Origin of the sequence: Pseudundibacterium arcticum, assembly GCF_042646465.1 — a bacterium.
GTDB classification, from domain to species: domain Bacteria; phylum Pseudomonadota; class Gammaproteobacteria; order Burkholderiales; family Burkholderiaceae_D; genus Undibacterium_A; species Undibacterium_A arcticum.
In genome coordinates this window covers 16,757-41,075 of record NZ_JBHRTP010000002.1, presented here as the reverse complement: position 1 = coordinate 41,075, position 24,319 = coordinate 16,757, and the positions used below count along the sequence as shown (strand labels likewise).

The following is a 24,319-nucleotide window of genomic DNA, read 5'->3' as shown; positions in this document are numbered from 1 at the left end:
CACGCGCGGAATTGCGCGAATTCAAGCGGATTTTTGCCAGATCGTTAGTCTTTCTTGACGGATCGCAGCATACCCGTCTCTTTTGCCCGCCCCCGATATGATTTCAATCAATCAGATGACGCGACAACTATTCTGACACCGGGGGATTCCGGCAAACACATTTCTGGCCAAGCGGAAGGATTTGAAGTTGAGCATCGACCTGGTCACGTGTTTGATTGCACGATGGTCTTGCTCGACGATGTTGTTGAGATATTTGACCTGACGAACCACCATCGGGATTTCCCTGCCGGCATTGATCTCATCGATAGCAGCTTTGTTGGCGCCGCTTTTATCCATGGCGATTTTTCAGGGACACCATTATCCTGCATGGCCTTGCCAAAGAAGCGCATGGCAGCTCCTTGTCGCGGCTTGCTGTCAAGAGGAAGTCGACCGTTTTACCTTCCTTGTCAACAGCGCGCTAGAGATATTTCCAGCCCCCCTTTCACCTTGATGTACGTTTCATCCATCCGCCAGCGGCCCCCAGTTGGGCGCTTGTGCTTGCGGAAGACTTTTTCAAGCAATGGCAGGAATCGGATCGCCCAACGGTTGATCGACGAGTGATCAACGAACACACCGCGCTCCTCCATCATTTCTTCGAGATGCCGGTAGCTCAACGGATACGCCGCGTACCAGCGGATGCACACCAGAATAACGTCGATCGGAAAGCACATCCCTTTGATCCAGCATGCCGGGTCATTCAAACGCTGCAGTCTACCCGAACGCCTTGACGATTACGCCTGATGCGACAGAACCCTACTCACTCGCTTCAGATCTAAAACGATCAATTGCTACGGCAAATGCTAAAACCGCTGAATGTATTGCACTCGATACTTTAGGGCTCGAAATGATTTTGGTCTCATTCAAGTTATCACTAGCGAGCGGCACAATGATTGACGCCTCCGGAACGATACGCCCGTCCATCGCCGTTAATATCTCGGTCAGGTTTTTTTGTGCAAGCATTGTGCGTGGCGAGGCATTTAGTATCGCGATCGGTTTATTCGCAATTTCCTTAGTCTCTATAATCCAGTCAAGTGCATTCTTCAGTACTCCGGGCACTCCATGGGCATGTTCTGGACTTGCTATTAGTACTCCGTCTGATTCATCCAGTCGAGCCCGGAACTCAACTAATGAAGACAGTGCTGCGGTATCGAGGTCAGGATTAAATAGCGGAAGATCGCCAATACCGTCATATAAGGTAATCTCCATGCATTCCGGTGCTAAGCTGCTGGCAAGACGAAGCAGCGCTGTATCCCGGGAAGCAGCTTGCAGGCTGCCTGAAATAGCCACAACTTTAATTGGTCGAGGTTTTTTATTCATTTTCGTCACTATTCGCTATTCGATCCGAGATTGGTTGTCCGAGAGAGATGGAAATACGGTCCGTCAGTATTCCAACTACATGATTAGAAGGATATCGACCAACATTCATTTAAATATAAAATGATTCTATTATCCAGTATACGCTGCGATGAGAAGAACTGCTACGTCAGCGTATTGAACGCACGTTTCGCTTTTCGCGAAATGGTCGCGATGCACCTGCTGCGCGCGATTCAGCAAATCGTTTAACGGCAGTTCGAACAATGCGGCGACTTTGTCGACCGGCCACGCCTGGGTCTTTCGCAGCTAATCATGCAGGCGCAGTATGCGGTCAATCGTCACGCTGCGAACGGCGATGTCGGCTGCATCTGCTTGAAGCAATCCTATGTGTCGCTGGAGCAGCCGGCGGGCCGGCCACGTTTCTTTTTCCGATAGCGCACAGGTATGCCGGGGATCAGTGACCATTTCCGGCTGCTCGATAGGGGGCGCGGGTCGTTCCAGGCTCTGTAGCGCCTGCGCCAGCGTGTCCCGTACCCGGTCGCAGGCCCGTTCCACGTCGACTGACGCCTCCGGCAATCCTTCAGGGTGGCTGCGCAGCAGTAGGCGGATCGCGGCGACATGTGCGACAACGAGGTAATTTCGCGCGATGAATTGATTGATGTCCTCCACCGATCGATGCTTGCTGACGGGTTCATCCAGCATCCGAACCAATGCCGCGCCCAACTCCGCAAGGCAATCCATGATTCGTTTGCGACAAAGGCGATAGATGAAATCATCGGCCACTTCGGCTTGCAGCAAGCCCCTGCTTGCTTCAATATAGCGCTGGTTTTGCCGAAGGACGTTTCTGATCAGCTGTGGCAGCGCACGATATTCCCAACTCGGCAATACAAAGCTGAAGAGGGAGGCGATTGCAACGCCTGCGGCCGTATCGATCAGGCGCTCGTTGATCAGATGGGTACTGCTGGGTAGCAGCAAACTGAATTGCAGAAGAATCTGCATGCTGGCCGCAATCGCGGTGTAGCGATATTTTATGTAGACAAAGGCAGGCACTGCCACAGTCGCCACGAATAGAAACCCGAACAATGCTATCGGCTGGTGAATGAAATGCAAAATCACGGCTGTCACGACGCATCCGACGACAGTGCCGATCAAACGGTCGCCACGTCGTCGTTTAGTCATGCTGAAGCTGGGTTTGAGGATGATGATAATGGTTAGCAAGATCCAGTAACCATGGGACGCATATGACAGCTGCTGCGTGACCATCAACCCAACGGCAACCGCCATTGCCACGCGCAGGGCGAAGCGGAAGACAGGCGATTTCCAATGCAGGTTCGATACCAGGAGGCGAGGTCCATATTTTTGCCGCGTCAGGAACACTGTCATATCCGCACCGGCAAAAGCCGCCAGCGGTCGGACCATGGTTTGCGTGGCCAGATGCAACTGGCCCATCATGTCGATGGCGGCGCGTGCTTTGTTATAGGACGCGCGCAATGCGATCACCGCTTCCGAGTGCGCGTAGCGGCAGTTTTTTTGCTCGAGCAATTGCAACACTGCCCTGATTGCTTGCAGCTCGCCATCGTAGCCGCTGTTGGCGACGGAAGCGCGATTGCGCGTCAGTGCGAAGGCGATCGATTCAATATCCCTCGCTATTTTTCTCACAAGGCCGCCTAGAGAGATCAAGACGTCTGCATCGGCGAAATGCTGCCGCAGCACGGCATAATCGGTACAGGTCGACAGAATCAGTTCGTACATATCCAGCGTGCCGGAATGCACTTGCAGCAGGACGGCATCCAGCTCGTTTTGGTGACCGCGCAGAATCAGGTCGCGCGCAGCCTCTTGTCTGTCCGCCAATTCGATCTGCTGGCGCACAAGCAGATTGAAATGATCATTCGAACTTACGCGCGTATCGTAAAAGTCAGCCTTGATCCTGATATACCGCGCCAGCGCAAACAGCGCTTCAGCCAGCACTTGCTGTTTGGTTCGGCGCCGCAGGAACCAGGACACTGCCATGGCATAGGCCAGGTACACTAGACCCCCGGTCAGAAACAATGCGCTGTGAAAAAATGCATGGGAGGCGGCCAACCCATTTGCCATCGACAGCGTCATGGCCAACAGTACGGAAAACTGCAAAGGCATGGTCTTTCTGCCATATACGACCATCATGCTAGCCAGGAAGGTCACCACTATCAGCATCAAACCGAGCAGCCAGTAATTGCGCGCGCACAGGCTAATAATCAACGTCACCGTCGAACACAGCAGCACGCTGGTCAGCATTTCGGTAAATTTATGCCGCAGGGGACTTGGCAAGTCCATCACGCTGGCGCACAAGGCACCGATACAAACAGTCATGGCGGTCGGCAAGTCCGTGCAGGATAGAATAAGAACGGTTAGTCCTATGACGCCTGTGGCTACACGTAATCCTGTATAAAAATAGTGACTGAAGAGGAAGGTCCGCAGATCGAGGGCATAGTGCATGCGAGAATGATCCTGTAATCTAGCCCGTATAGTCGGACACGGTTTAACGCTTAAGTTGGGTCATTTGCATTCTCCGGCGCCGTTGGGTTCTTTTGCGACGCTTTCTTCGCTCCCTCGATACGAACTTCATCGGATAAAACGAAGCCGTTTTTTTGCAGCGGTCAATTCGGCCAGAGTGGAAATCTCAATTTCGGACGGCGTCTTGCTGCCGATATATAGCCCGATTGGTCCATGCAGCCTGGCCAACTGTGCATCGGTCAGGTCGAATTCCTTCAGCCGTTCGCGGCGCCTGGCGTTGTTCGACCTTGAGCCGATCGCGCCGACGTAGAACGCGTCCGACTTCAATGCCTCCATCAGCGCCAGATCGTCCAGCTTCGGGTCATGCGTCAAGGCGACAACTGCGCTGCGGCTGTCCAGCTTCATTTCCAGCACCGCCGGCGACTAGCGGCATAAGCTCGCAGGTATCGAAAGCGGTACTGACGACAATCCATGGGCCACGCTGGCGGCTGTTTGTCATCGGCGCCGAAAATATGTCGGGATTCCTTGCGTAGATTGCGCTTGGCATGGATTATCATGTCACCGCTTTGCGATCCGCGCGAAGAGTATCGTGAAGCATGGCAGGTGGCCGGCGTGGAAGTTCATGCCATGCCGGATGACCTGGTGGCGCTACAGCGCCGGATGACATATCCAGTCGCCCTGCCACCAGTTCGTGCCGATTCAGCCGCTGCAGCAATTCGGCGATGCGGCTGCATTCCGCCAACGGCTCAATCGCAAGCTGGATGGTGCCGCCGCATGGCAGGCAAAACCGATGCGCTTCATCCGTACTAATGCCATACGTGACGATTTCAGGCTGCATTCACGGGCTGCATTCACGTAATGCCTTCAGAGATCGATGCACTCATTGGTGAAATCGGGCGCGCCTCGCGCACCCTGCGCCCACTACATCAACCCACCGCCTTGACCATATCCTCAATCACCTTCTTGGCGTCGCCGAACACCATCATGGTCTTGTCCATGTAGAACAGTTCGTTGTCCAGTCCGGCGTAACCGGCGGCCATCGAGCGCTTGTTGACGATCACGGTCTTGGCCTTGTAGGCTTCCAGAATCGGCATGCCGGCGATCGGCGATGTCGGATCCTTCGCCGCCGGATTGACGACGTCGTTGGCGCCCAGCACCAGCACGACGTCGGCCTGGCCGAACTCGTTGTTGATATCGTCCATCTCGAACACTTGCTCGTACGGCACTTCAGCTTCTGCCAGGAGCACATTCATATGGCCCGGCATGCGGCCCGCGACCGGGTGGATCGCGAACTTCACGTTCACGCCATGGTGCGTGAGCTTTTCCGCCAACTCCATCAGCGCATGCTGGGCGCGCGCCACCGCCAGCCCATAGCCGGGCACGATGATCACCGTCTCCGCGTTGCCCATCAGGAAAGCGGCGTCATCAGCCGAACCGGACTTGACCGGCCGCACATCCTGGCTGCCGCTGGCAGCGGTGGCCGCTTTGCCGCCAAAGCCGCCCAGCAGCACGTTGAAAAACGAGCGGTTCATGGCGCGGCACATGATGTACGACAAGATCGCGCCGCTGGAGCCCACCAGCGAGCCGGCGATGATCAGCATTGCGTTATTGAGCGAAAAGCCGATGCCCGCTGCCGCCCAGCCGGAATAACTGTTCAACATCGACACCACCACCGGCATGTCGGCGCCGCCGATCGGTATGATGATCAACACCCCCAGCACGAAAGCGGTCGCCGTCATCAGCAAAAACGGCGTCCAGGCCGATTGGGTGCCGGGGGCAAAGCAAAAGATCAGACCAAAGCCGACCATGGCCACTGCCAGCACCAGGTTGACGAAGTGCTGCCCCTTGAAACTGACCGGCGCGCCCTGGAACAGGCGGAACTTGTATTTGCCGGCGAGCTTGCCAAAGGCAATCACGGAACCGGAAAAGGTGATGGCGCCGACAAAGGTGCCGATGAAGAGTTCGAGCCGGTTGCCAAACGGAATCGCCGTGTCTTTCGTGGCGATATTGAATGCCCACGGCTCGGCCACCGCCGCCACCGCGATGCAGACCGCGGCCAAGCCGATCAGCGAATGCATCGCCGCCACCAGTTCCGGCATTTTCGTCATCTCGACGCGCTTGGCCAGCACGGCGCCGATGCTGCCGCCCACCACCAAGCCCAGCAGCACCAGCCACAGTCCGATGCCGGCTGCCGGCGCCTGCGCCAGCAGCTTGATGATCAGGACGACAGTGGTGACGGTGGCAATGGCCATGCCGCTCATGCCAAAGGCATTGCCGCGCCGCGCCGAGGCCGGATGCGACAAACCTTTCAAGGCCTGGATGAAACACACCGAGGCGATCAGGTACAACAGCGTCACCAGGTTCATGCTCACGAAGGTCATGTCCATTATTTGCTTCCTTCGTTCGCCAATACACCCGCCGGTGCAGCCGCCTTGGGCAACGCTTTCGGTTCTTTTTTCTTGAACATTTCCAGCATGCGCTGGGTAACCAAAAAGCCGCCGAAGACGTTGACTGCCGCCAGTGCCACGGCCAAGGTGCCCATGGTCTGGCCGAGCGCGCCTTCGGTCAGGCCCGCGGCCAGCATGGCGCCGACGATGATGATGGCGGAAATGGCATTGGTCACCGCCATCAATGGCGTATGCAAGGCCGGCGTGACGGTCCAGACCACGTGGTAGCCGACGTAAATCGCCAGCACGAAGATGATGAGATTGATGATGGTGTGACTGACTTCCATGATGTCCTCTTATGTTTGATGGAGACAAAACTTTGATCTGCGCCTAGGGCTTCGTCTTCTGCTATTTCTTCAGTCTGGTAATTTGGTATCAGATCCGACGAAGCGACCTACCCCTTTGGGTACAGGCTTCGCATTGTTTGAAAAGTCTGAGGCATAAATAATGAAAAAATCTCCGACAAGCCAGTTACAAACCGCTGATGAGTTAAATGAAATATCGCCTGTCCCCCGCTTGTCGCGAATGAAATAGGTCGGAACACGTTCACCACTATTGACGTTGTGCAGCTCGATCTTTTCGAACTCTCCGACATCAATTTTTTCCAACAGGGCTTCGTCAATGCCGCAGGATCCCTCGGGGTATCGGCCACACTGGATCGATGTGACCTGACGGATGTTGGCGCGCAGCACGATACGGTTCATTGTTGCTGCCATTTACGCAGCACTTCGCCGCCATGGCACAACAGCGTGGCGGCGACGATTTCATCGTCGCGATTCAGCGCCAGATTGGCATCCTTGTCGATGATCAGCTTTAGGAAGTCGAGCACGTTGCGCGCATACAGCGCCGACGCGTCCGCTGCCAACAGCGTGGCCAGATCGGGCTGCCCGATGATGTGCACGCCGTGTTTCGTAACCGTCTTGCCTAGTTCCGACAGCGGGCAATTGCCGCCCTGTTCCACCGCCATGTCGACGATCACGGAACCCGGCTTCATCGCCTTGACCGTCTCTTCGCCAATCAAGACCGGCGCACGGCGCCCCGGGATCAGGGCGGTGGTGATGATGATGTCGGACAATCTGGCGCGCTCATGCACCAGTTCGGCTTGCCGGCGCATCCAGTCCGCCGGCATGGCGCGCGCATAGCCGCCGACCCCTTGCGCAATTTCCCTTTCTTCATCGGTAATGAACGGCACATCGATGAATTTCGCACCCAGCGACTCCACCTGTTCCTTGACCGGCGGGCGCACATCCGACGCTTCGATCACGGCGCCCAGGCGCTTGGCCGTGGCAATGGCTTGCAAGCCGGCCACACCGACCCCCATGACCAGCATGCGCACCGCTTTCACGGTGCCGGCGGCCGTCATCAGCATCGGCATGAAGCGCTGGTAAGTGTTGGCCGCCAGCAGCACCGCCTTGTAGCCGGCGATATTGGCTTGCGACGAGAGCACATCCATCGATTGCGCGCGTGTGATGCGCGGCGCCGCTTCCAGCGCAAAGGCAGTCAGGCCACACCCGGCCATGGCGGCGATATTGTCGGCATCAAAGGGGTTCAACATGCCCACTACCACCGTGCCGGAGGGCAGCAGCGATCGCTCCTCAAGACTGGGCGCGCGCACTTTCAGCACCAGTGGCGCGCCGAAGGCGTCGGCGGCGCTGCCCATGGCGGCGCCGGCTGCCTGATATGCCGCATCCGTTAAGCTTGCGGCAACCCCCGCATGGAACTGCACGGTAACCTGATGGCCCTGAGCCACATATTTCTTGACCGTCTCCGGGGTCGCGGCGAAGCGGGTTTCGCCTGCCGCTGTCTCCAGTGGGATGCCTATGCGCATAGTTGGAATCTTTGCAAAAGGTAGGTTAATTCGGTTCGAAGTGCTGGTCTTGTTCTGGTCGCGGCACGCGATCAGGCGCTCGCGTGGCGACACCAACTCACCTGGCTCGCCAGAACGGTGTCAGCCGATTGTCCCACCAGGTGCTCGTAGACCGACGGGGCCGTAGCGCCTTCAGTATTAATGAGCAAGATCCTGGACTCGGGTCCAAGCCCGGTTCTTTGCCGCAGCTCGGGTGAACGCGTCAAGTGAACGAGACCGGCAAGACCCGCGGCGCCGGACTCCCCGCTTACGATCGGAATATCGTCGGCGCTGCCCGCTGCAAGCAAGCGCATCGCTTCTACCGCATCGTCGTCGGTGACAGTTTCGAAGAAATCAACCGCAGGTTGCAAAAATCTCCATGCAAGCGGCGAGGTCTCGCCGCAGGCAAGACCGGCCATCACCGAGTCGACTGAACCGGTTGCCTTTGCCGCGCGGCCCTGGATCGCACTTTGATACAGGCAATCCGCTTGTTGCGGCTCGACGACGATGAAGGTCGGCCGTCGCTCCCCATAAAGCTCGCTGAAGTAGCTGACAATGCCTGCGGCCAGGCCGCCGACTCCACCTTGCAAAAAGACGTGCGTATAAGGGCAGGGATCATCCGGCGCAGTCCCTTCCTGCGCCAGCAATTCCGCCGCAATCGTCCCATATCCTTGCATGACATCCCGCGGGATCTCTTCATAACCATCGTACGAGGTATCCGATACGACGTACCACCCGTTTTCCCGGGCGAGGCGTGCGGCCTTCTGAACGGAGTCGTCGTAGTTGCCGGCGATCCGGACGACCTTCGCCCCGAAGGCAGCGATTGATGCTTCACGCTCCTCGCTGACGTTGTGGTGTAAAACGATCACGCAACGGCAGCCAACGCTTTTCGCCGCGGCTGCGAGCGCCCGGCCATGATTGCCGTCGGTCGCGCTGATGACGGTAAAGTCGCGCAGCCTGTCTGCATGGCGACCCAGAAAGAGATCCCTGGCCGCGAACGCGCTGTCAGGCCATTGCCGAAGAATCAGGCGAATCAATGCGATTGGGGCGCCCAAGGCCTTGAAGCTGCCGAGTAGCGCCCGCTTTGATTCATCCTTGATGCTGACCCGTGCAAGCTTGAGATCTTGCGCCAAACGCGGCAGATGCCACAGTGGGGTCGCTTCATGGCTCAGCTCGGGCCAGTAAGACAGCCAGCGCCGGCTTTCTTCCGCTTTCGCCACACTCATTACCTGCCGCAGATCATCGCTGTAGGAAGCGCGGTTCGCGTACTTGTTCTCAACTAGCATGTGTACTCCTCAAAAGTTAATAAAGTTCGGTGTCTGTAACCAAAGGCGCCCGTCCTGACGGGATGGCGCCGAGCCGGGCATTCAAGGTTTCCGGGTCGGGCGTCGAAACGTGCAGGTCATGCAGCAATCCATCCTCCAGGCCATAAACCCAGCCATGCAAAGTCAGCGCCTGCCCGCGTCGCCATGCATCCTGTACGACGGTGGTCTGGCAGGCATAGCCGACTTGTTCGACAACGTTGAGCTCGCACAAACGGTCGAGCCTGAGCGCCTCGCTCTCGCAGTCATCGAGAAGTCGCCCGTGCTTCTCTCGTATGTCGCGCATTTGTCCAAGCCAGTTGTCGCTCAAGCCGAGCCGGTCGCCCGAGAGCGATGCCTTGACGCCGGCGCAACCGTAATGTCCGCAGATGATGACGTGCTTGACTTGCAGCACGTCGATTGCGAACTGCATCACCGAAAGACAGTTCAGATCCGAATGCTTGACCATGTTGGCCAAGTTGCGGTGAACAAAAATCTCTCCCGGCGGAAGACCAATGATGGTATTGGCGGGAACCCTACTGTCCGAGCATCCGATCCACAAGTATTCGGGGGCCTGCTGCCGGGATAGTCTTTCGAAAAATTCCGGGTCACGGGTACGAACTTCGTCCGCCCACCGCCGGTTATTGTGAAATAAGTGGTCCAACTGACCCATCGTTGCCTCGTCCTATTGATCCTTACAGAAATGGCTGACAGCCATTTCTGTCACTATGCTCCCCTCTCCCCTCGCGTGAGAGGGGTTGGGGGTGAGGACTGAGCTTTGCTGACTGTCATGCAACGCTCAGTAAAACCGGGTTATGCCGCGGGCGCCTCTAGACTGCACAGATGCTGGCGATTTCCTTCTTCCTGAACTCGATTCGCACCGGTTCCACCGGCGTCGTCACGGCTCGCGCCTTCACTTTCGCGCTATCAGCAGGCGTGCCATACAACGTGGTCCGTTGGCGTGGAATGCGGCCTATCGATTCGAGCAACGCTTCCATCTCCATCGCTGTCATCTCCTGACCGTGCGAGGCGCCTGCCGAGCGGGAAATGGTCTCGTTCATCAGAGTGCCGCCCATATCGTTGACGCCGGCTCGCAGGCACGCTTTCACGCCTTCCGCGCCAAGCTTGACCCAGGACGCCTGAATGTTCGGAATGACAGGATGCAAGGCAAGACGGCCCACCGCGTGCATCAGCACCGTTTCGCGGAAGGACGGGCCCCGGCGTGCCTTGCCTTTGCGGTAGATCGGCGATTCCATGTGCACGAAGGGGAGCGGCACGAATTCCGTGATGCCGCCGGTTTCCACCTGCAGTGCACGCAGTCGCAATAGATGGCGCGCCCAGTGCTCGAACTTTTCCATGTGGCCGAACATGATCGTCGACGTGCTGCGCAAGCCCAGGCCGTGCGCAGTGCGCATGACTTCCAGCCATTCTGCCGTCGTCACCTTGTCGTGGCAAATGACGCGGCGCACTTCATCATCGAGAATTTCGGCGGCGGTTCCCGGCAGCGTGCCAAGACCCGCCGCCTTCAGCTGCGCGAGATAGTCCCGCAACGGGATGCCCAGTGTCCGGGCGCCTTGCCACACCTCAAGCGGAGAAAATGCGTGCACATGCATGCCCGGTGCTTCCGCCTTGACCGCGCGGCAGATCTCGAGATAGGTCGCGCCCGTGTACGACGGATGGATGCCACCCTGCATGCAGACTTCGGTTGCGCCGCGATCCCATGCTTCGCGCACGCGCCGCTGAATTTCTTCCAGTGGCAGGTCGTAGGGTTTACCGCGCAGATCTTCAGTGGTCTTCCCTTTGGCAAATGCACAAAACTGGCAACGGTAGGCGCAGATATTCGTGTAGTTGATATTGCGATTGACGACGAAGCTCACCACGTCACCGTTCATCTCTTTTCTCAGCGCGTCAGCTGCTGCGCATACCGCCGTGAACTCCTTGCCGCGGGCGCGGAACAACCGCACAATCTCCGCTTCCGTGAGTGTTGCGCCAGCCTGGGCGCGCGCCAGAATGTGTTCGACTTCACCATGCACGGTGGTCAATTTTTCCCCGATCAGACTGAGATCGGCCAAAGGCGGATCTTCCTGTGCGCCCGGTGACCAGCTATCGGTACGGGGAAAGCCATCGCTGTCGGCCCGGTGCAGGACTGCGGTGCGGAATGCCGGATCGACCCAGCGCTCCAGCTCACGCGCGTAGGCAGGATAAATGGCGAGGCGCTCGGTCAATTCTTTGCCAGCTGCCGTGGTTGCGCGTGCCAGTGCGTCGAGATGCGGCCACGGGGCTTCCGGATTGACGTGATCGGGGGTCACCGGAGACACGCCGCCCCAGTCATTAATGCCCGCATCGACCAGCGGACGCAGCGCGCCGGGACTCAGATTCGGCGGTGCCTGAATGTTCATCGACGGTTCAAAGATGAGCCGGGCTGCGGCTATCGTCCAGAGATGCTCTTCCAGCGACGGGGCAGGAGCGTTGACCATCAGCGTGCCTGCCTTAGGCCTGAAATTCTGGATGATGATCTCCTGAATGTGCCCGAACTGGTCCTGCAAGTCGCGCAATGCCAGCAGTGCATCAATGCGTTCCTCGCGCGTCTCGCCGATGCCGATCAGGATACCTGTCGTAAACGGTACACCGGCCTCGCCCGCCAGGCGGATGGTTTCGAGCCGAGCTGCAGGATTCTTGTCCGGCGAACCAAAATGCGGGCCACCGCGCTCGCACAGGCGCTCCGAGGAGCTCTCCAGCATGATCCCCTGCGAGACGGAGACCTGTCGCAGCGCTGCGAGGTCGGAGGCGTCAAGCAGGCCGGGGTTGAGGTGCGGCAGCAGACCGGTCTCGTTGAACACCACGCGTGCTGCCTCGGCCAGATAAGACAGAGTTGAATCATGCCCCAGGCGCGACAGCTCTTCCCGCGCCACGTGGTACCGGTCCTCCGGCTTGTCGCCCAGCGTGAAGAGTGCTTCCTTGCAACCTGCGGCTGCGCCGGCCCGGGCGATCGCCAGCACCCTCTCGATCGACAGGTAAGCTGGCTCTCCCTTGCGCGGAGCGTGGGCGAAGGTGCAGTAATGACAAACGTCGCGGCACAATTGCGTCAAGGGGATAAAGACTTTGCGCGAGTAAGAGATAACGAGGCCATGGGCTGCATCCCGGCGTAAGGCCGCGGCCCGCGTCAGAACTTTAAGATCGATGACCGGCAGAGTATGAGCCTGAATGCGCGAAAGCCGGTCATATTGTGTAAGCATTGGCGTAGTCATAGACGTGTCATCCCTTTTGGTAGAGCGCGACGGGTTCGGCGCGGGTGAATTCGGTGCGTTCAAGCTGACGATGGCGCAGTCGTTGTGCGATACCCCTATTGGTGAGGTAGGCGTAGCTTCGCGTCGGCGAAGGATGCTGGAGGAATGCGAACAGATCGTCTGGCCGGTCAATGTCGCGGCCGAAACGCGGTAACGTCAGCACCCTCGGCACGAGCCCAAGTGACAAGGCCGCATCGCGATGGCGACGGAAGCTGTCTTCGCCAAAGCAGAATGGCAAGGCGGCCGGCGGCGAGCATGCCAGCGCGTTGGTGCCGCCATCGTTGCTGGCGGCCACCAGTGTGATCGACGGCGAGACCTGGTGGGCCAGCGCGATCAACTCGATATCGGCGGCTGTGATGAGTGGCAGATCGGCGGGGACCACCAGCATGCCAGCTCGCTTTGCGCAGGCAAGATGCTGCGCCGCGAGCTGAACGGCCGGAACGAGCCCTGCATTGGCGCTATCGTCGAGCACTCCCACGCCGGCGGCGTGGGCGATCGCTATGGCATCGGCATCGCTGGTCACGACGATCGTACCCGCGAGGTGCGGACTGTGTGCCAAAACGCGCAGCACATCCTCAAACATCGCCCGAGCCAGGCCCGCACGCTCCTGTGAAGAAAGAAGCGACATCAGGCGCTGCTTCGCGCATGCGAACGATTTGACCGGGACTACGGCCCAGAGCAGCGCGCGTTTCATCGGTGGCTCCCCCTCAATCGGGTGCTAGCTGCAGCCTGGTCGGTCAGCACCTGTGCGAAGTCCAGTACGGCCTGGGCCAGACGTTGCTTGTCATCTGCGGTCTGCATCAGAGTCCGTGCAATCTGCACGGGCATGGCAAGTTCGTTCGCCTCTGCCGCGTCGCTGTGATCAATGACCAGGCCATCGATCAGGTCGCGATAATGCTCGGCAACCGAGCGTGAGGTGACGCTGATCCCAAGCTCAGTCATGATTTTTGCCGTCGGTCCTTTGACAGCTTGCCCACCTACGATCGGCGATACGACGATGACAGGCGCGACTGAACGCTGCAATGCTGCACGGATGCCGGGTACCGCGAGAATCGGGTCAATGCTAAGGTAAGGATTGGACGGACAAATGACGATTGCAGTCAGATCGGGATGAGCAAGTGCGTCGAGGAGTGCCGGATGTGCGACGGCATCGTCAGCGCCGGAAAATGTGATTTCGGACACCGCCGGCTTGCAGGCGTGCTTGACGAAATACTGCTGGAACGGCAATTCGCCATCCGCGGTATGCACGATGGTACGTACCGGCTCTTCAGTCATTGGCAAAATCCGCGCTTTCACACCGGTTCGATGGGCGATCTCGCCCATAACGGCAGTCAGCGTTTCGCCGGCCAGCAGGCGGCGTGTGCGTTCCACATGCAGCGCCAGATCACGGTCGCCTAGCGAGAACCAGGATTCACCGCCGAGTTCCTGCAGTGCGGCCATGAAATTCCAGGTTTCACCGGCGCGTCCCCAGCCGCGCGTTTGATCGCTCAAACCGGCAAGGGTGTACAGGACGGTATCTAGGTCGGGCGAAATACGCAGGCCGAGATACTCGAAATCATCACCGGTATTGACAGCCACCGTCAATTGCCCGGAGCTGAGCAGCGTTTCGAGACCCAATGCGAGCTTGGCCCCACCCACGCCGCCGCACAGTGCCACCACCCGCCCAGGTCGCTCACTTGGCGAGGACCGATCTTCTTTGTACGATGTCATGAATGCCTCTTTGCTGTCATCGGAACATGTCTTGCTGTTTCGGCCTCAAGAGGGCTGCCGCATTACGCTCGGGTGCGTTCCACTGTAGTCCGCGAACATGGATGACGGGCTTGCCTGCATCGGTCTGCCCCATGATCAGAGAGGCCGCTGCTGCGATTTCATCAGCGACTGCAACCTCAGTCACACGCATCGCCCGGCCGTACAGATCGGGGGCGCCGATGAGGTTCAGCAATGACGGTAGCCCTGCGGCACCAAGTGCTACACCGACGACGCCGTTGCGCCACGGGCGACCGAAACTGTCGTTGATAACGATCGCCAGATCAACGCCGAAAGCGCGGTCCAGTCGCGCCTTCAGTTTGGCGCAGCTTGCGTCAGGGTTTTCCGGCAACAACAGGGCGCGCTCGCGTCCGCCGGGGTGATCGATATTCGATTGATCGATGCCGGCATTCGCCATCACGAAGCCAAGCCGATGCTCAACCACCAGTACACCACCGCGATGACGCAGCACCTCACGGCTTTCCGAAAGAATGAGCTCGATCAGGCGCGGGTCCTTGTTCACCTCGGCAGCGAGCTGAACGGCGCGAGGAGATGGCACCACCTCGCATAGATCCACATAGCGGCCTTCTGCTTTCGAGACGATTTTTTGGGCAATGACGAGCACATCCTGGTCACGCGGCACAATCGATGCGCGATTCAGGTTATCGATGAGAATGTCGGCGAGATCGTCGCCGGGCTGAACCATCGGAATGCCCGCAACTGCGGTCAACGTGACGACTGTGCTCTCCATCACGACCTCTACGCAGCAACGTTGGCGGTGATGCCGGTAATCTGGATTCCCGCGCAATCGACCTTGTAGCGTCGGTTGATGCCGATCAGAATTGAGGTCAGCGCTTCGGAGGCAGCCGCATTCGCGATCGGGCCAGCGTCGATACCGCGCATGCCGATTGCTTCGGTGATTGCAATCACCGCGTCACGCGCCTCTTTGTCGTTGCCGCATACCAGCACATCGCATTCGATCACGCCGCCATTCTGCAATTTTGCCGCACCGACATTGTGGAATGCCGATACCACGCGGGCGACGTCACCCAGGCGTTCGTGTGCAATCTGCCCTGCTGAACCCTTTGGCGGAAGTTGTACCTGCGAAACTTTCGGTGGAACCAGTGGCACCACCGCATCGACGATGATCTTGCCGCTGACAACACTCTTGATTTCATCAAGGGTTGCATCGTGATGCGAAAACGGCACTGCAACGATCACGATATCGGCTACGCCTGCTGCGGTGACATTGTCTTCGCCACGCACCGCTGGTGCGCCGTTGCCAGCCTTGATCTGAAGTGCCGCTTCCTTGGCCTTGTCGCTTGAGCGCGAACCCAGCACGACCGGGAAACCGGCGGCGGCCCAACGAATGGCCAAGCCGGAACCTAGGGCGCCTGTGCCACCGATGATTGCCAGAGTAGGGCGAGTTTGCATTGTGTACTCCTGTAGTCTGCTGAATGTGAAAGCTATATAGGTGAGCGCGAGGACTTCAGCCCAGTGTCATTTCCGTGAGCGGAACGATCTTCACGCCGGCTGCTTCTAGTCCCTCGCGCACTGCGCGCGAAAGTGCCAGCGCCGTGGGCTCGTCGCCGTGCACGCACAGCGTGTCGACCCGTCGCGGGATGCGCTTGCCGTTGCGCGAAATGATCTCGCCCTCAACCACCATCTGCACCACCTGTTTGGTGGCAACAGCGGGATCCTTGATGACAGCCCCGGGAATTTTGCGGGAGGTCAGATTGCCGTCATCTTCATACTGGCGGTCGCAGAAGCCTTCGCGGGCAAGTTTCAGTCCCAACTTGAGCGCAGCCGTCTCCATTTCAGAGCCGGACAGCGCGACATAGATCAGGTCGCGATCGACAGTTTTGATGGCGCGGCCGATGGCCATGGCGTATTCGGCGTTTTCTGCGGCCATATTGTTGAGTGCGCCATGCGGCTTCACATGCGTAACCTTCTCGCCCGCATATGCGGCCATCGCCTGGAGCGCGCCGATCTGATAGGCGATCAGGCTTTCGAGCTCGTCCGGACGCATGTCGATACGACGGCGTCCGAAGCCCCATAGATCGTTGAAACCTGGATGGGCGCCGATGCTCACGCCCTCCTCCTTGGCGCGTTGCACCACGCGGCGCATGGTGAGCGGATCACCGGCGTGGAAACCGCAGGCGATATTCGCCGAACGGATGATTTTCAGGATGCCGTCGTCATCGCCGATGTCGTATGCACCGAAACCTTCACCCATGTCTGCATTGAGATTGACCGATAGTGTCATTGCCTGTCCTTTATCCTCTAGGTAAAAAATCCGTATGGGAATGCGTGCTAACGCTACTTGCAAGACCATTACTGAGTGTGTTGCCATACACCGGTAGCGATGGTTTCTCTTGATATCTTCCCGCTTGCGAATTAGTATATGTTACTAAAGATGGAAAGACAATACTATATTTGAGGTATCCAAACCTATTGCCGTGTGAGCGGCGAGTTACCAGGAGAAGGCAGAATGGATGTGAGGTTTCTTTCCGCGGGTGACACCGCGCTGGCGGTCGAATTCGGGGACGTGATTGATCGCGCCTTGAGCGATCGCGTCCTGCGCCTGGCCGCCAAGGTTCGTGCGGCACAATTGCCGGGCGTCTTCGAGGCCGTGCCGACGTATCGCTCGTTGATGGTTCACTACGACCCGTTGGCGACGGATAGTGTCGGCCTGATCCAACGACTGAAACAGTTGATCGACGACGCCAGCGTGGGCACCAGACCGGCGAAACTATGGCGAATTCCCGCCTGTTACGAGGCCAGCCATGCTCCGGATCTCGCCGAAGTGGGTGAGCGCACCGGCCTCGGCAGCGACGAAGTCATTCGATTGCATAGCGGCACGCGCTTTCATGTATATATGATCGGCTTCGTGCCGGGCTATCCCTACATGGGGGATCTTCCCGAAGCACTCGTGCTCCCCCGCCGGCCGGATCCGCGGACTCGCGTTCCGGCCGGCTCGATTGCAATCGCCTCCGCCATGACTGCGATCTACCCGCTCGAAAGCCCGGGCGGATGGCACCTGATCGGCACCACACCAATCCGGCTGTTCAATAAGCACTGGCCTCGCCCGGTCTTGTTGAGTCCCGGTGACGCGGTCTGCTTCGAGCCGATCACTACCGCTGAATTCGCGGCAATTCGCTCTGCAAGCGACGCCGATGCCTACCAAGTTCCTTACGAAACGATAGAGATATGAAGCCTGCACTCAAAGTAATCAATCCCGGCCTGCATACCACCGTGCAGGATCTTGGACGTATCGGTTTTCAAGACGTCGGCGTACCGGTTTCCGGTCCTCTCGACCGCATCAGCCTGCGTCTTGCCAACGTCCTGGTCGGCAATTCTGCGGGCACTCCGGCGCTCGAAATGATCCATCAGGGACCTGCTCTGGAGGTGCAGGCGGAATCCGTGCGGGTCGCACTGGTCGGCTGCAACGCCATGATTGAAATAGGCACCGTCGGCGCGCGCCCGATTCCAGCCGGGCGTAGCGTCAGACTGACCCGAGGTGTCGTGTTTTCCGTAACCAAGCTCGGTGATTCGGGCTGCGCCTATCTCGCGATCGAAGGCGGGGTTGACGCGGCGCCCAGCCTCGGTAGCGCGTCGACTTACGTGCGCGGTGCCCTCGGCGGATATAGTGGACACGCGCTGCGACAGGCAGACCTGATCCCGTTAAAGCAGGCGGCAGTGGATGTGCGCAGCGAACATGCCTTGGCGCGACCGCTGGACCTGGCCCTCGATCAGCCGATTCGGGTGGTGCTCGGGCCGCAGGCCGATTTTTTCACTGACGCAGCAATTGAAACGTTCTTGTCCGCCGAGTACACGATATCCCCGCAGTCGGATCGAATGGGCTTCCGTCTTGAAGGCCCCAGACTCGACCACGCCAAGGGGTACAACATCGTGTCTGATGGCATCGTGACGGGATCGATCCAAGTACCGGGATCCGGCTTGCCGATTGTACTGATGGCCGATGCGCAGACAAGCGGCGGATATCCCAAAATTGCGACCGTCGTTTCCGCCGACATTCCCCTGCTCGGACGCCGTAAGCCGGGGCAAAAGATCCGCTTCACAGCGATTGGCGTGGGCGAGGCGGAATCACTGCGAAGAACTCAGGAGGCGGATTTTTTACAGTCTGTTGAAGCGCTTCGCGTGCTGAACGCCTCCGCCGGCATCGACCTCGCAGCACTGTATACGGAGAACCTGGTCAGCGGGGTTGCGAATGCTCTTGGCTGACGGTCCGCTGGTGCACACCTGCCGCCCGAATATTTTCTTATGGTAGCGTCATGATGACTATTCCCGGCACTCTTCGCAGGCATCTGACTGTATAATTCCATCATTAGGATGATAGGAGTATAAAACCATGGAAAAACTGAACAGCGCGGATCGACGCGGCCAAATCCCAGCGTACATTCAAGTCGCGTCCGCGTTGCGGCGCCGGATTGAAACCGGCGAATGGCTACCCGGCAGGAAAATTTCGACTCTGGAAGAACTCGAACAAGAATTTAACTTTGCGCGCGTCACCGTTCGGCAGGCAGTCGGACTGCTTGAGAAGGAGGGCCTCGTCACGCGTCAGCAGGGGCGCGGCACTTTCGTCAACGAACACGTCAACGACAAGCGCTGGCTCAGGCTTGAAACCACCTGGGAATCAGTGATTACATCGATCAAGGAAAACGTCCCCAAGTTCATCAAAGTGGCCACCCCTCCCCCCTTCCCGAAGTTGCATGAAGATGAAGGCTCGATGGCATCCGAATATGTTTTCTTGCGTAGCGTGCAGCTCAAGGACGGTGTGCCGTATGCCGTCGTCAATCTTCATCTCGCACGGGATATCTTCGACCAAAACCGGGACGCCTTCCTGAAACATACCGCATTGTCGGTATTGGCCACACTCGACAGCGTCGACATCAAGGAAGCGCATCAAACGCTCGTGATCGGCACCGCCGATCGCGAAACCGCAAATCTGCTCCAGGTGTCCTTGAGCGTTCCGACCGCGGAGTGCCGTTGCGTTGTCACGGATCAGGACGATGTGGCGATTTATGTTGCCGAGATCACCTACCGCAGTGACTGCATGAAGCTATATATGAACTTGCTGGACAGAGTGAAACCGACGCCGAAAGCACTTCCGAGAACCCGGAAGATGTCAGCCTGATCATCACCCGGATTTTCCTGAGTGCGCCGCCCAATATTTACTATCATTCTATAAATGGTATGTTAGAATGATAGCTCTGCGGTAGCATAGTAGCCGGCGGCGCATTCCATCTTGCCGCGAAGGACTCAAGATTGCCAGAGGTGCTGCTGTTGCGTTACCGGAAGTGGCACCACGGTTTGTATGCCCATCAACGGGTACGGTGAGTGATAAGAGGAGCAGGCCAATGTCAGGACAAGGTATCGGTGCGCGCGCCCTGCGCAAGGAAGATGATCGCTTGATGCGGGGACGCGGTCAGTTTGTTGCGGACATACGTCTGGCTGGAATGCAGGATGTCGCGTTCGTGCGTAGCCCGCTCGCTCATGCAGGAATTCTCGGCATCGATATTCCTGATGTCCACCAGAAAGACGTCTATACCATCGAGCATCTCGATACAGTCAAGGCGATCAGGTCGGTATCCGGGTTGCCGGGCTTCAAGGTTTCCGAGCAGCCGGTGCTGGCGCGCGGCAAGGTGCGGCACGTGGGCGAGCTGGTCGCGATGTGTGTTGCTGCCACAAGAGCCGAAGCGGAAGACATCGCGGCAACCGTCAGGCTTGATCTCGATGAGTTGAGCGCCGTTCACGACATGCTGGCTGGACGCCAGAGTGATGCGCCCCTGTTGCACGAGGCATGGTCGGACAATGTCTTTCTCGAAACAAACGTCAACGTCGATATCGCGCAAGTGCGCAATGCTCCGATTCAGGTCACCCGTGAAATCAGGACCTCGCGCCAGTCAATGGCACCAATGGAAGGGCGCGGTGTGGTCGCCTACTGGGATCATCGCCTCGAGCAACTCGTCGTCTATACTTCGACGCAGATGCCGCACATCGTACGAACCGGTTTGTCCGAATGCCTCGGGCTTGACCAGGGCCAGATCCGGGTCATCGCACCGGATGTCGGCGGTGCATTTGGATACAAAGGTATCTTGTTGCCAGAGGAAGTGGCGCTAGGCTGGCTTGCGATGCAGCGCGGTCACCCGGTACGCTGGATCGAGGATCGGCGCGAACATCTGACAGCGGGCGCGAATTGTCGCGAGCATTTCTACCGCATTACCGGCTATGCCGACAATGATGGGCGCCTGCTTGGCATCGATTGCGAGGCAACCGTCGATTCCGGGGCCTATTCGTCCTACCCATTCTCAGCCTGTCTGGAAGCAGCGCAGGTCGCCAGCATCTTACCGGGTCCTTATGACTTCCCGGCCTATCGCTGCCAAACCTATTCCGTGGCGACCAACAAGTGCCCGATTCTTCCCTATCGTGGCGTGGCTCGCACCGGCGTTTGTTTTGCACTCGAACTGGTATTGGATGCAATTGCACGGGAAGCCGGGGTCGAACCGTACGAGGTGCGGATGAAAAGCCTGGTACGGCCCGAGCAGATGCCGTTTGATAACATCACTAACAAGCATTTCGATAGCGGAGATTACCCGGAAGCCCTGCGCCAGGCGATTGAAGCGATCAACTACCCGGCCATTCGGGCCCGACAACAAACCGCAGAAGCGGATGGTCGCCTGATCGGCGTCGGTATTTCAATCTATTGCGAGCAAGCGGCACACGGCACCTCGGTGTACGCTGGCTGGGGCATCCCGATGGTACCCGGGTATGAACAGGCCACTGCAAGAGTGACGCCCGATGGGGGCTTAGAGCTGCGCATTGGCGCCCATTCACACGGCCAAAGCCTGGAAACTACGCTAGCACAGGTCGCTCATGAGATTCTCGGGATTGATATTTCCCGCGTGAAACTGGTGCACGGCGATACCGCTGTCACACCATACTCTACCGGCACCTGGGGTTCGCGCTGCATGGTGATGTCTGGCGGCGCCGTCTCTCGGGCTTGCCAGACCTTAGCAAAGCGGTTGGTCCAGATCGGTGCCTGGATGCTCAAGACGGATCCGGATCAGGTGACAGTGCGCGACGGCTGTGTCGTGGGGCCCGCCGGCAGTTTTACACTTGCAGAAGTAGCCCGGACCTGGTATCTGCGACCGCAGGACTTGCCTGCCGAAGTCAACCCGGGCGGTCTCGAGGTGACTGAAGGGTACAAGCCAATGCGTGACTCCGGCACCTTCGGCTATGGCGTGCATGCCGCACTGGTGGCGGTCGACCCCGAGACCGGTGATGTCGAAATCCTCGACTATGTGATCGTCGAGGATGGCGGAAAACTTGTCAATCCAATGGTGGTCGATGGTCAGATCTATGGCGGAACTGCACAAGGCATAGGCACCGCATTGTATGAAGAAATGGCGTTCGATGCTTCGGCGCAACCGCTCGCGTCTACCTTTGCCGACTACCTGCTGCCGGGGCCAACCGAAGTACCGGAGCCGCGCATTATCCATATGGAGACCGTGTCCCCTTATACCGAATTTGGCGTGAAAGGGATTGGTGAAAGTGGTGCGATTCCACCGCCGGCCGCGATCTGCAATGCGGTGAATGACGCCTTGCGACCGCTGGGTGCCGAACTGCATATCTCGCCAATCACCCCACGCCGTGTTCTGGAAGCGATTGCCAATGCCGCTATACACCCGCAGGTGCCGAAAGCATCTTCGTCCACCACCAAAAAGGAGTTCGCATGAAGCCGTCAAGGTTTGACTACGAACGCCCCGCTAACCTGGCCTCAGTCATCGCGCTCATGCAGCGCGATGATATTGTCGTGAAGATCCTCGCAGGAGGCCAGTCACTTGGCCCCATGCTCAATCTGCGCCTGGTGCAGCCCGATCTGCTGGTCGATATCACCGGCATTCCCGAACTGAAGCGGGTCGAGCTCACCGCCGATGCGATCATCATCGGTGCATGCGTCACCCATGCCGATATTGAAGATGGCCGGGTTCCCGACGTAACTGGCGGCGCATTATCGAAAGTAGCCCGCGCGATTGCCTATCGTGCGGTGCGCAACCGCGGTACCATCGGCGGCAGTCTCGTCCATGCGGACCCTTCTGCGGACTGGATTTCAAGTCTGGCGGCAATTGGTGCCGAAGTACTGGTCACTGGACCGACCGGCCAACGCCGGCTTGCGATTGAGAATTTCATGACCGGCGTGTTCGAGGTTGCACTCGAACCAGGTGAAATGCTGGAAGCGGTGCGCATACCGCGCTTGTCTGCCAATGCGCGCTGGGGCTATTACAAGCTCTGCCGCAAAACGGGTGAATTTGCGCATGCCATCGGCGCGGTGCTTCACGACCCGGATCGGGCGGTGTGCCGGGTCGTGCTCGGCGCAACAGAGTCAAAGCCCATCGTCCTCACTGACGCACGTGGGCTTTTCAACAGCGAACCACACGGCGGGCGGCCACGACGACTTGATCTCGATGCCGCCAGGCACACGCTCACCAGCGCCGGGATGACTGACCCGCTGGAGAATCAAATTCACATTGCCGCCTTGAAGCGTGCAGTTGACCGGGCTGAACTATCATGAAAATGATTAACTTAATCGTGAATGGAAAGGACGTCGTCGCTGCGACTGTCGAACCACGTACGCAACTGGCAGATTTCCTGCGCGACACGTTAAATCTTACAGGCACCCATCTGGGCTGCGAGCATGGCGTCTGTGGCGCTTGTACGCTGCTCATCGATGGCGTGCCGGCACGCTCGTGCATCACACTTGCGGTCGCCTGCGACGGCGCCAGCATCACGACCATCGAAGGAATGGATGACGACGAGGTCATGCGCGCGCTGCGTGCCGCGTTTTCGCGCGAGCATGCCTTGCAATGCGGCTACTGTACGCCGGGCATGCTGGCCTCCGCTCGTGATGTGGTGCTGCGCATGCCGGATGCGAGCGAACAGGATATCCGGTTTGCCATGAGCGGCAATCTATGCCGCTGCACCGGTTACGTGGGCATCATCAAGGCGGTGCAAAGCGTGATCGCTGAGCGCAGGGAAGCAGGCGTGGTATCGCCGGAAAATCCGCGCACCACCTTGGGACCGGTTGGTTCCGGTCATGCGCAGCCCATGGCGAGCGGCAACACCGCATTTGCCGGGACGACCAAGCTGGTCGCGGCACCGGTACAAAGGGCTGCAGCTGCCACGGCGCCAGCACCGGTGGTACCGGCCAAAAAGGCGGGCGCGCCCGACAGCGGCAAGCCGCTGACGACATTGAACCAATCCTTCAGCATTGACTTTCCGCGCGAACAGGTCTGGAACTTCTTCGGCCGTCTTGGCGATGTGACGACATGCCTGCCCGGTGCATCGCTACTCGCCCCGCCCACCGAGACCCATGTCGAACCTAAGCTTCGGATCAAGGTCGGACCGATCGTGGCCGAATTCGAAGGGGCTGCCGATGTGGTGCGCGATGCCGCGAACCACTCCGGGACGATATACGGCAGTGCCCGCGACACGAAGTCGAGTTCCGCTACCCGTGGCGAAATTCGCTACGACCTGATCGAAGAAAAAGGCGGCACCGCGACCCGGGTCGAGGTCCAAGTTGGGTTCGCGCTGACCGGATCCCTCGCGCAGTTCAGTCGTTCGAGCATCGTGCGGGATATTGCCAAGCGCATGACAGACGCATTTGCCGAAAACCTGCGCGCGCGTCTGAGCCAGGGCGGCAGCGAAGTCGCGGATGGTAGCGCGTTTCACGCTCCGGCGGCTGAGCTCAATGCAGGAGCGCTTGTTTTCTCCGTGCTACGTGATCGAATAGTGGCGTTTTTCCGCTCGCTGTTCGGGCGCTGA

20 protein-coding genes and 4 pseudogenes are annotated in these 24,319 nt (G+C 58.7%); 7 read left to right on the top strand and 17 right to left on the bottom strand.

The window, feature by feature from the left end; genetic code table 11:
* Window positions 1–144: 144 nt before the first annotated feature.
* The 4 genes and pseudogenes from ACFOFO_RS00375 to ACFOFO_RS00360 form a co-directional block, all read right to left on the bottom strand.
* Window positions 145–710: pseudogene (locus ACFOFO_RS00375) on the bottom strand (IS6 family transposase); the annotation flags it as partial.
* Between the two features lie 82 nt (window positions 711–792).
* Window positions 793–1,356, bottom strand: a complete 564-nt coding sequence (locus ACFOFO_RS00370; protein ID WP_390324929.1) for an NADPH-dependent FMN reductase — start codon at window positions 1,354–1,356, stop codon at window positions 793–795.
* Between the two features lie 303 nt (window positions 1,357–1,659).
* Window positions 1,660–3,828 (bottom strand): FUSC family membrane protein, encoded by a 2,169-nt coding sequence (locus tag ACFOFO_RS00365; protein WP_390330489.1) that lies wholly within the window; start codon window positions 3,826–3,828, stop codon window positions 1,660–1,662.
* 126 nt (window positions 3,829–3,954) lie between these two features.
* Window positions 3,955–4,260 (bottom strand): annotated as a pseudogene (locus tag ACFOFO_RS00360) (XdhC family protein); the annotation flags it as partial.
* Between the two features lie 5 nt (window positions 4,261–4,265).
* On the opposite strand from ACFOFO_RS00360, the pseudogene ACFOFO_RS00355 reads away from it, so the two are divergent.
* Window positions 4,266–4,491 (top strand): annotated as a pseudogene (locus ACFOFO_RS00355) (XdhC family protein); the annotation flags it as partial.
* 3 nt (window positions 4,492–4,494) lie between these two features.
* On the opposite strand, the pseudogene ACFOFO_RS00350 reads toward ACFOFO_RS00355, so the two are convergent.
* The 13 genes and pseudogenes from ACFOFO_RS00350 to ACFOFO_RS00290 all read right to left on the bottom strand — a co-directional run.
* Window positions 4,495–4,678, bottom strand: a pseudogene (locus tag ACFOFO_RS00350) (XdhC family protein); the annotation flags it as partial.
* 94 nt (window positions 4,679–4,772) lie between these two features.
* Window positions 4,773–6,227 (bottom strand): NAD(P)(+) transhydrogenase (Re/Si-specific) subunit beta, encoded by a 1,455-nt coding sequence (locus ACFOFO_RS00345; RefSeq protein WP_390328108.1) that lies wholly within the window; start codon window positions 6,225–6,227, stop codon window positions 4,773–4,775.
* Window positions 6,228–6,232: 5 nt separating this feature from the next.
* The gene (locus ACFOFO_RS00340; protein ID WP_390324933.1) at window positions 6,233–6,580 is read right to left on the bottom strand and encodes an NAD(P) transhydrogenase subunit alpha part 2; all 348 of its coding nucleotides are present in this window, start codon (window positions 6,578–6,580) and stop codon (window positions 6,233–6,235) included.
* A 69-nt stretch (window positions 6,581–6,649) separates the two neighbouring features.
* A complete protein-coding gene (locus tag ACFOFO_RS00335) occupies window positions 6,650–6,997 on the bottom strand; it encodes an aspartate 1-decarboxylase (protein WP_390324935.1) in 348 nt (115 codons plus the stop codon).
* On the bottom strand, window positions 6,994–8,121 hold the full coding sequence (locus ACFOFO_RS00330; RefSeq protein WP_390324936.1) for a Re/Si-specific NAD(P)(+) transhydrogenase subunit alpha: 1,128 nt from the start codon (window positions 8,119–8,121) through the stop codon (window positions 6,994–6,996). The genes ACFOFO_RS00335 and ACFOFO_RS00330 overlap by 4 nt, the downstream gene beginning before the upstream one ends.
* A 71-nt stretch (window positions 8,122–8,192) precedes the next feature.
* A complete protein-coding gene (locus tag ACFOFO_RS00325) occupies window positions 8,193–9,425 on the bottom strand; it encodes a diaminopropionate ammonia-lyase (protein WP_390330487.1) in 1,233 nt (410 codons plus the stop codon).
* Window positions 9,426–9,441: 16 nt separating this feature from the next.
* Window positions 9,442–10,113, bottom strand: coding sequence for a carbonate dehydratase (can, locus tag ACFOFO_RS00320; RefSeq protein ID WP_390330485.1), 672 nt, complete (start codon window positions 10,111–10,113; stop codon window positions 9,442–9,444).
* Between the two features lie 157 nt (window positions 10,114–10,270).
* Window positions 10,271–12,751 carry a 5-amino-6-(D-ribitylamino)uracil--L-tyrosine 4-hydroxyphenyl transferase CofH gene (cofH, locus tag ACFOFO_RS00315; RefSeq protein ID WP_390330483.1) on the bottom strand — a complete coding sequence of 827 codons (2,481 nt, stop codon included), beginning with the start codon at window positions 12,749–12,751 and terminating at the stop codon, window positions 10,271–10,273.
* Window positions 12,696–13,421, bottom strand: coding sequence for a 2-phospho-L-lactate guanylyltransferase (cofC, locus tag ACFOFO_RS00310; protein ID WP_390324939.1), 726 nt, complete (start codon window positions 13,419–13,421; stop codon window positions 12,696–12,698). The genes cofH and cofC overlap by 56 nt, the downstream gene beginning before the upstream one ends.
* Window positions 13,418–14,437, bottom strand: coding sequence for a 2-phospho-L-lactate transferase (gene cofD, locus ACFOFO_RS00305; protein ID WP_390324941.1), 1,020 nt, complete (start codon window positions 14,435–14,437; stop codon window positions 13,418–13,420). The genes cofC and cofD overlap by 4 nt, the downstream gene beginning before the upstream one ends.
* A 16-nt stretch (window positions 14,438–14,453) precedes the next feature.
* A complete protein-coding gene (cofE, locus tag ACFOFO_RS00300) occupies window positions 14,454–15,224 on the bottom strand; it encodes a coenzyme F420-0:L-glutamate ligase (protein WP_390324943.1) in 771 nt (256 codons plus the stop codon).
* Window positions 15,225–15,232: 8 nt separating this feature from the next.
* A complete protein-coding gene (gene npdG, locus ACFOFO_RS00295; protein WP_390324945.1) occupies window positions 15,233–15,907 on the bottom strand; it encodes an NADPH-dependent F420 reductase in 675 nt (224 codons plus the stop codon).
* A 55-nt stretch (window positions 15,908–15,962) separates the two neighbouring features.
* Window positions 15,963–16,739: a LamB/YcsF family protein gene (locus ACFOFO_RS00290; protein ID WP_390324947.1), complete on the bottom strand. Its 777-nt coding sequence runs from the start codon at window positions 16,737–16,739 to the stop codon at window positions 15,963–15,965.
* Between the two features lie 225 nt (window positions 16,740–16,964).
* On the opposite strand from ACFOFO_RS00290, the gene pxpB reads away from it, so the two are divergent.
* From pxpB to ACFOFO_RS00260, 6 genes are all read left to right on the top strand, one after another.
* Window positions 16,965–17,687, top strand: coding sequence for a 5-oxoprolinase subunit PxpB (gene pxpB, locus ACFOFO_RS00285; protein WP_390324949.1), 723 nt, complete (start codon window positions 16,965–16,967; stop codon window positions 17,685–17,687).
* Window positions 17,684–18,718, top strand: a complete 1,035-nt coding sequence (locus ACFOFO_RS00280) for a 5-oxoprolinase subunit C family protein (RefSeq protein WP_390324950.1) — start codon at window positions 17,684–17,686, stop codon at window positions 18,716–18,718. The genes pxpB and ACFOFO_RS00280 overlap by 4 nt, the downstream gene beginning before the upstream one ends.
* Before the next feature lie 127 nt (window positions 18,719–18,845).
* Window positions 18,846–19,631, top strand: coding sequence for a GntR family transcriptional regulator (locus ACFOFO_RS00275; RefSeq protein WP_390324952.1), 786 nt, complete (start codon window positions 18,846–18,848; stop codon window positions 19,629–19,631).
* Between the two features lie 223 nt (window positions 19,632–19,854).
* Window positions 19,855–22,233, top strand: a complete 2,379-nt coding sequence (locus tag ACFOFO_RS00270; protein ID WP_390324953.1) for a xanthine dehydrogenase family protein molybdopterin-binding subunit — start codon at window positions 19,855–19,857, stop codon at window positions 22,231–22,233.
* Window positions 22,230–23,069: an FAD binding domain-containing protein gene (locus ACFOFO_RS00265; RefSeq protein WP_390324955.1), complete on the top strand. Its 840-nt coding sequence runs from the start codon at window positions 22,230–22,232 to the stop codon at window positions 23,067–23,069. The genes ACFOFO_RS00270 and ACFOFO_RS00265 overlap by 4 nt, the downstream gene beginning before the upstream one ends.
* Window positions 23,066–24,319, top strand: coding sequence for a xanthine dehydrogenase family Fe-S subunit (locus ACFOFO_RS00260; RefSeq protein WP_390324957.1), 1,254 nt, complete (start codon window positions 23,066–23,068; stop codon window positions 24,317–24,319). The genes ACFOFO_RS00265 and ACFOFO_RS00260 overlap by 4 nt, the downstream gene beginning before the upstream one ends.

Bases quoted from the DNA above. Each gene is read 5' to 3' on its own strand.
- ACFOFO_RS00335 (WP_390324935.1), bottom strand. From the start codon at position 6,997: ATGAACCGTATCGTGCTGCGCGCCAACATCCGTCAGGTCACATCGATC.
- ACFOFO_RS00290 (WP_390324947.1), bottom strand. From the start codon at position 16,739: ATGACACTATCGGTCAATCTCAATGCAGACATGGGTGAAGGTTTCGGT.
- can (WP_390330485.1), bottom strand. From the start codon at position 10,113: ATGGGTCAGTTGGACCACTTATTTCACAATAACCGGCGGTGGGCGGAC.
- ACFOFO_RS00260 (WP_390324957.1), top strand. From the start codon at position 23,066: ATGAAAATGATTAACTTAATCGTGAATGGAAAGGACGTCGTCGCTGCG.
- ACFOFO_RS00345 (WP_390328108.1), bottom strand. From the start codon at position 6,227: ATGACCTTCGTGAGCATGAACCTGGTGACGCTGTTGTACCTGATCGCC.
- cofE (WP_390324943.1), bottom strand. From the start codon at position 15,224: ATGGAGAGCACAGTCGTCACGTTGACCGCAGTTGCGGGCATTCCGATG.
- ACFOFO_RS00265 (WP_390324955.1), top strand. From the start codon at position 22,230: ATGAAGCCGTCAAGGTTTGACTACGAACGCCCCGCTAACCTGGCCTCA.
- ACFOFO_RS00365 (WP_390330489.1), bottom strand. From the start codon at position 3,828: ATGCACTATGCCCTCGATCTGCGGACCTTCCTCTTCAGTCACTATTTT.
- ACFOFO_RS00280 (WP_390324950.1), top strand. From the start codon at position 17,684: ATGAAGCCTGCACTCAAAGTAATCAATCCCGGCCTGCATACCACCGTG.
- ACFOFO_RS00370 (WP_390324929.1), bottom strand. From the start codon at position 1,356: ATGAATAAAAAACCTCGACCAATTAAAGTTGTGGCTATTTCAGGCAGC.
- ACFOFO_RS00275 (WP_390324952.1), top strand. From the start codon at position 18,846: ATGGAAAAACTGAACAGCGCGGATCGACGCGGCCAAATCCCAGCGTAC.
- npdG (WP_390324945.1), bottom strand. From the start codon at position 15,907: ATGCAAACTCGCCCTACTCTGGCAATCATCGGTGGCACAGGCGCCCTA.
- cofC (WP_390324939.1), bottom strand. From the start codon at position 13,421: ATGAAACGCGCGCTGCTCTGGGCCGTAGTCCCGGTCAAATCGTTCGCA.
- ACFOFO_RS00340 (WP_390324933.1), bottom strand. From the start codon at position 6,580: ATGGAAGTCAGTCACACCATCATCAATCTCATCATCTTCGTGCTGGCG.
- ACFOFO_RS00325 (WP_390330487.1), bottom strand. From the start codon at position 9,425: ATGCTAGTTGAGAACAAGTACGCGAACCGCGCTTCCTACAGCGATGAT.
- cofD (WP_390324941.1), bottom strand. From the start codon at position 14,437: ATGACATCGTACAAAGAAGATCGGTCCTCGCCAAGTGAGCGACCTGGG.
- ACFOFO_RS00330 (WP_390324936.1), bottom strand. From the start codon at position 8,121: ATGCGCATAGGCATCCCACTGGAGACAGCGGCAGGCGAAACCCGCTTC.
- ACFOFO_RS00270 (WP_390324953.1), top strand. From the start codon at position 19,855: ATGTCAGGACAAGGTATCGGTGCGCGCGCCCTGCGCAAGGAAGATGAT.
- pxpB (WP_390324949.1), top strand. From the start codon at position 16,965: ATGGATGTGAGGTTTCTTTCCGCGGGTGACACCGCGCTGGCGGTCGAA.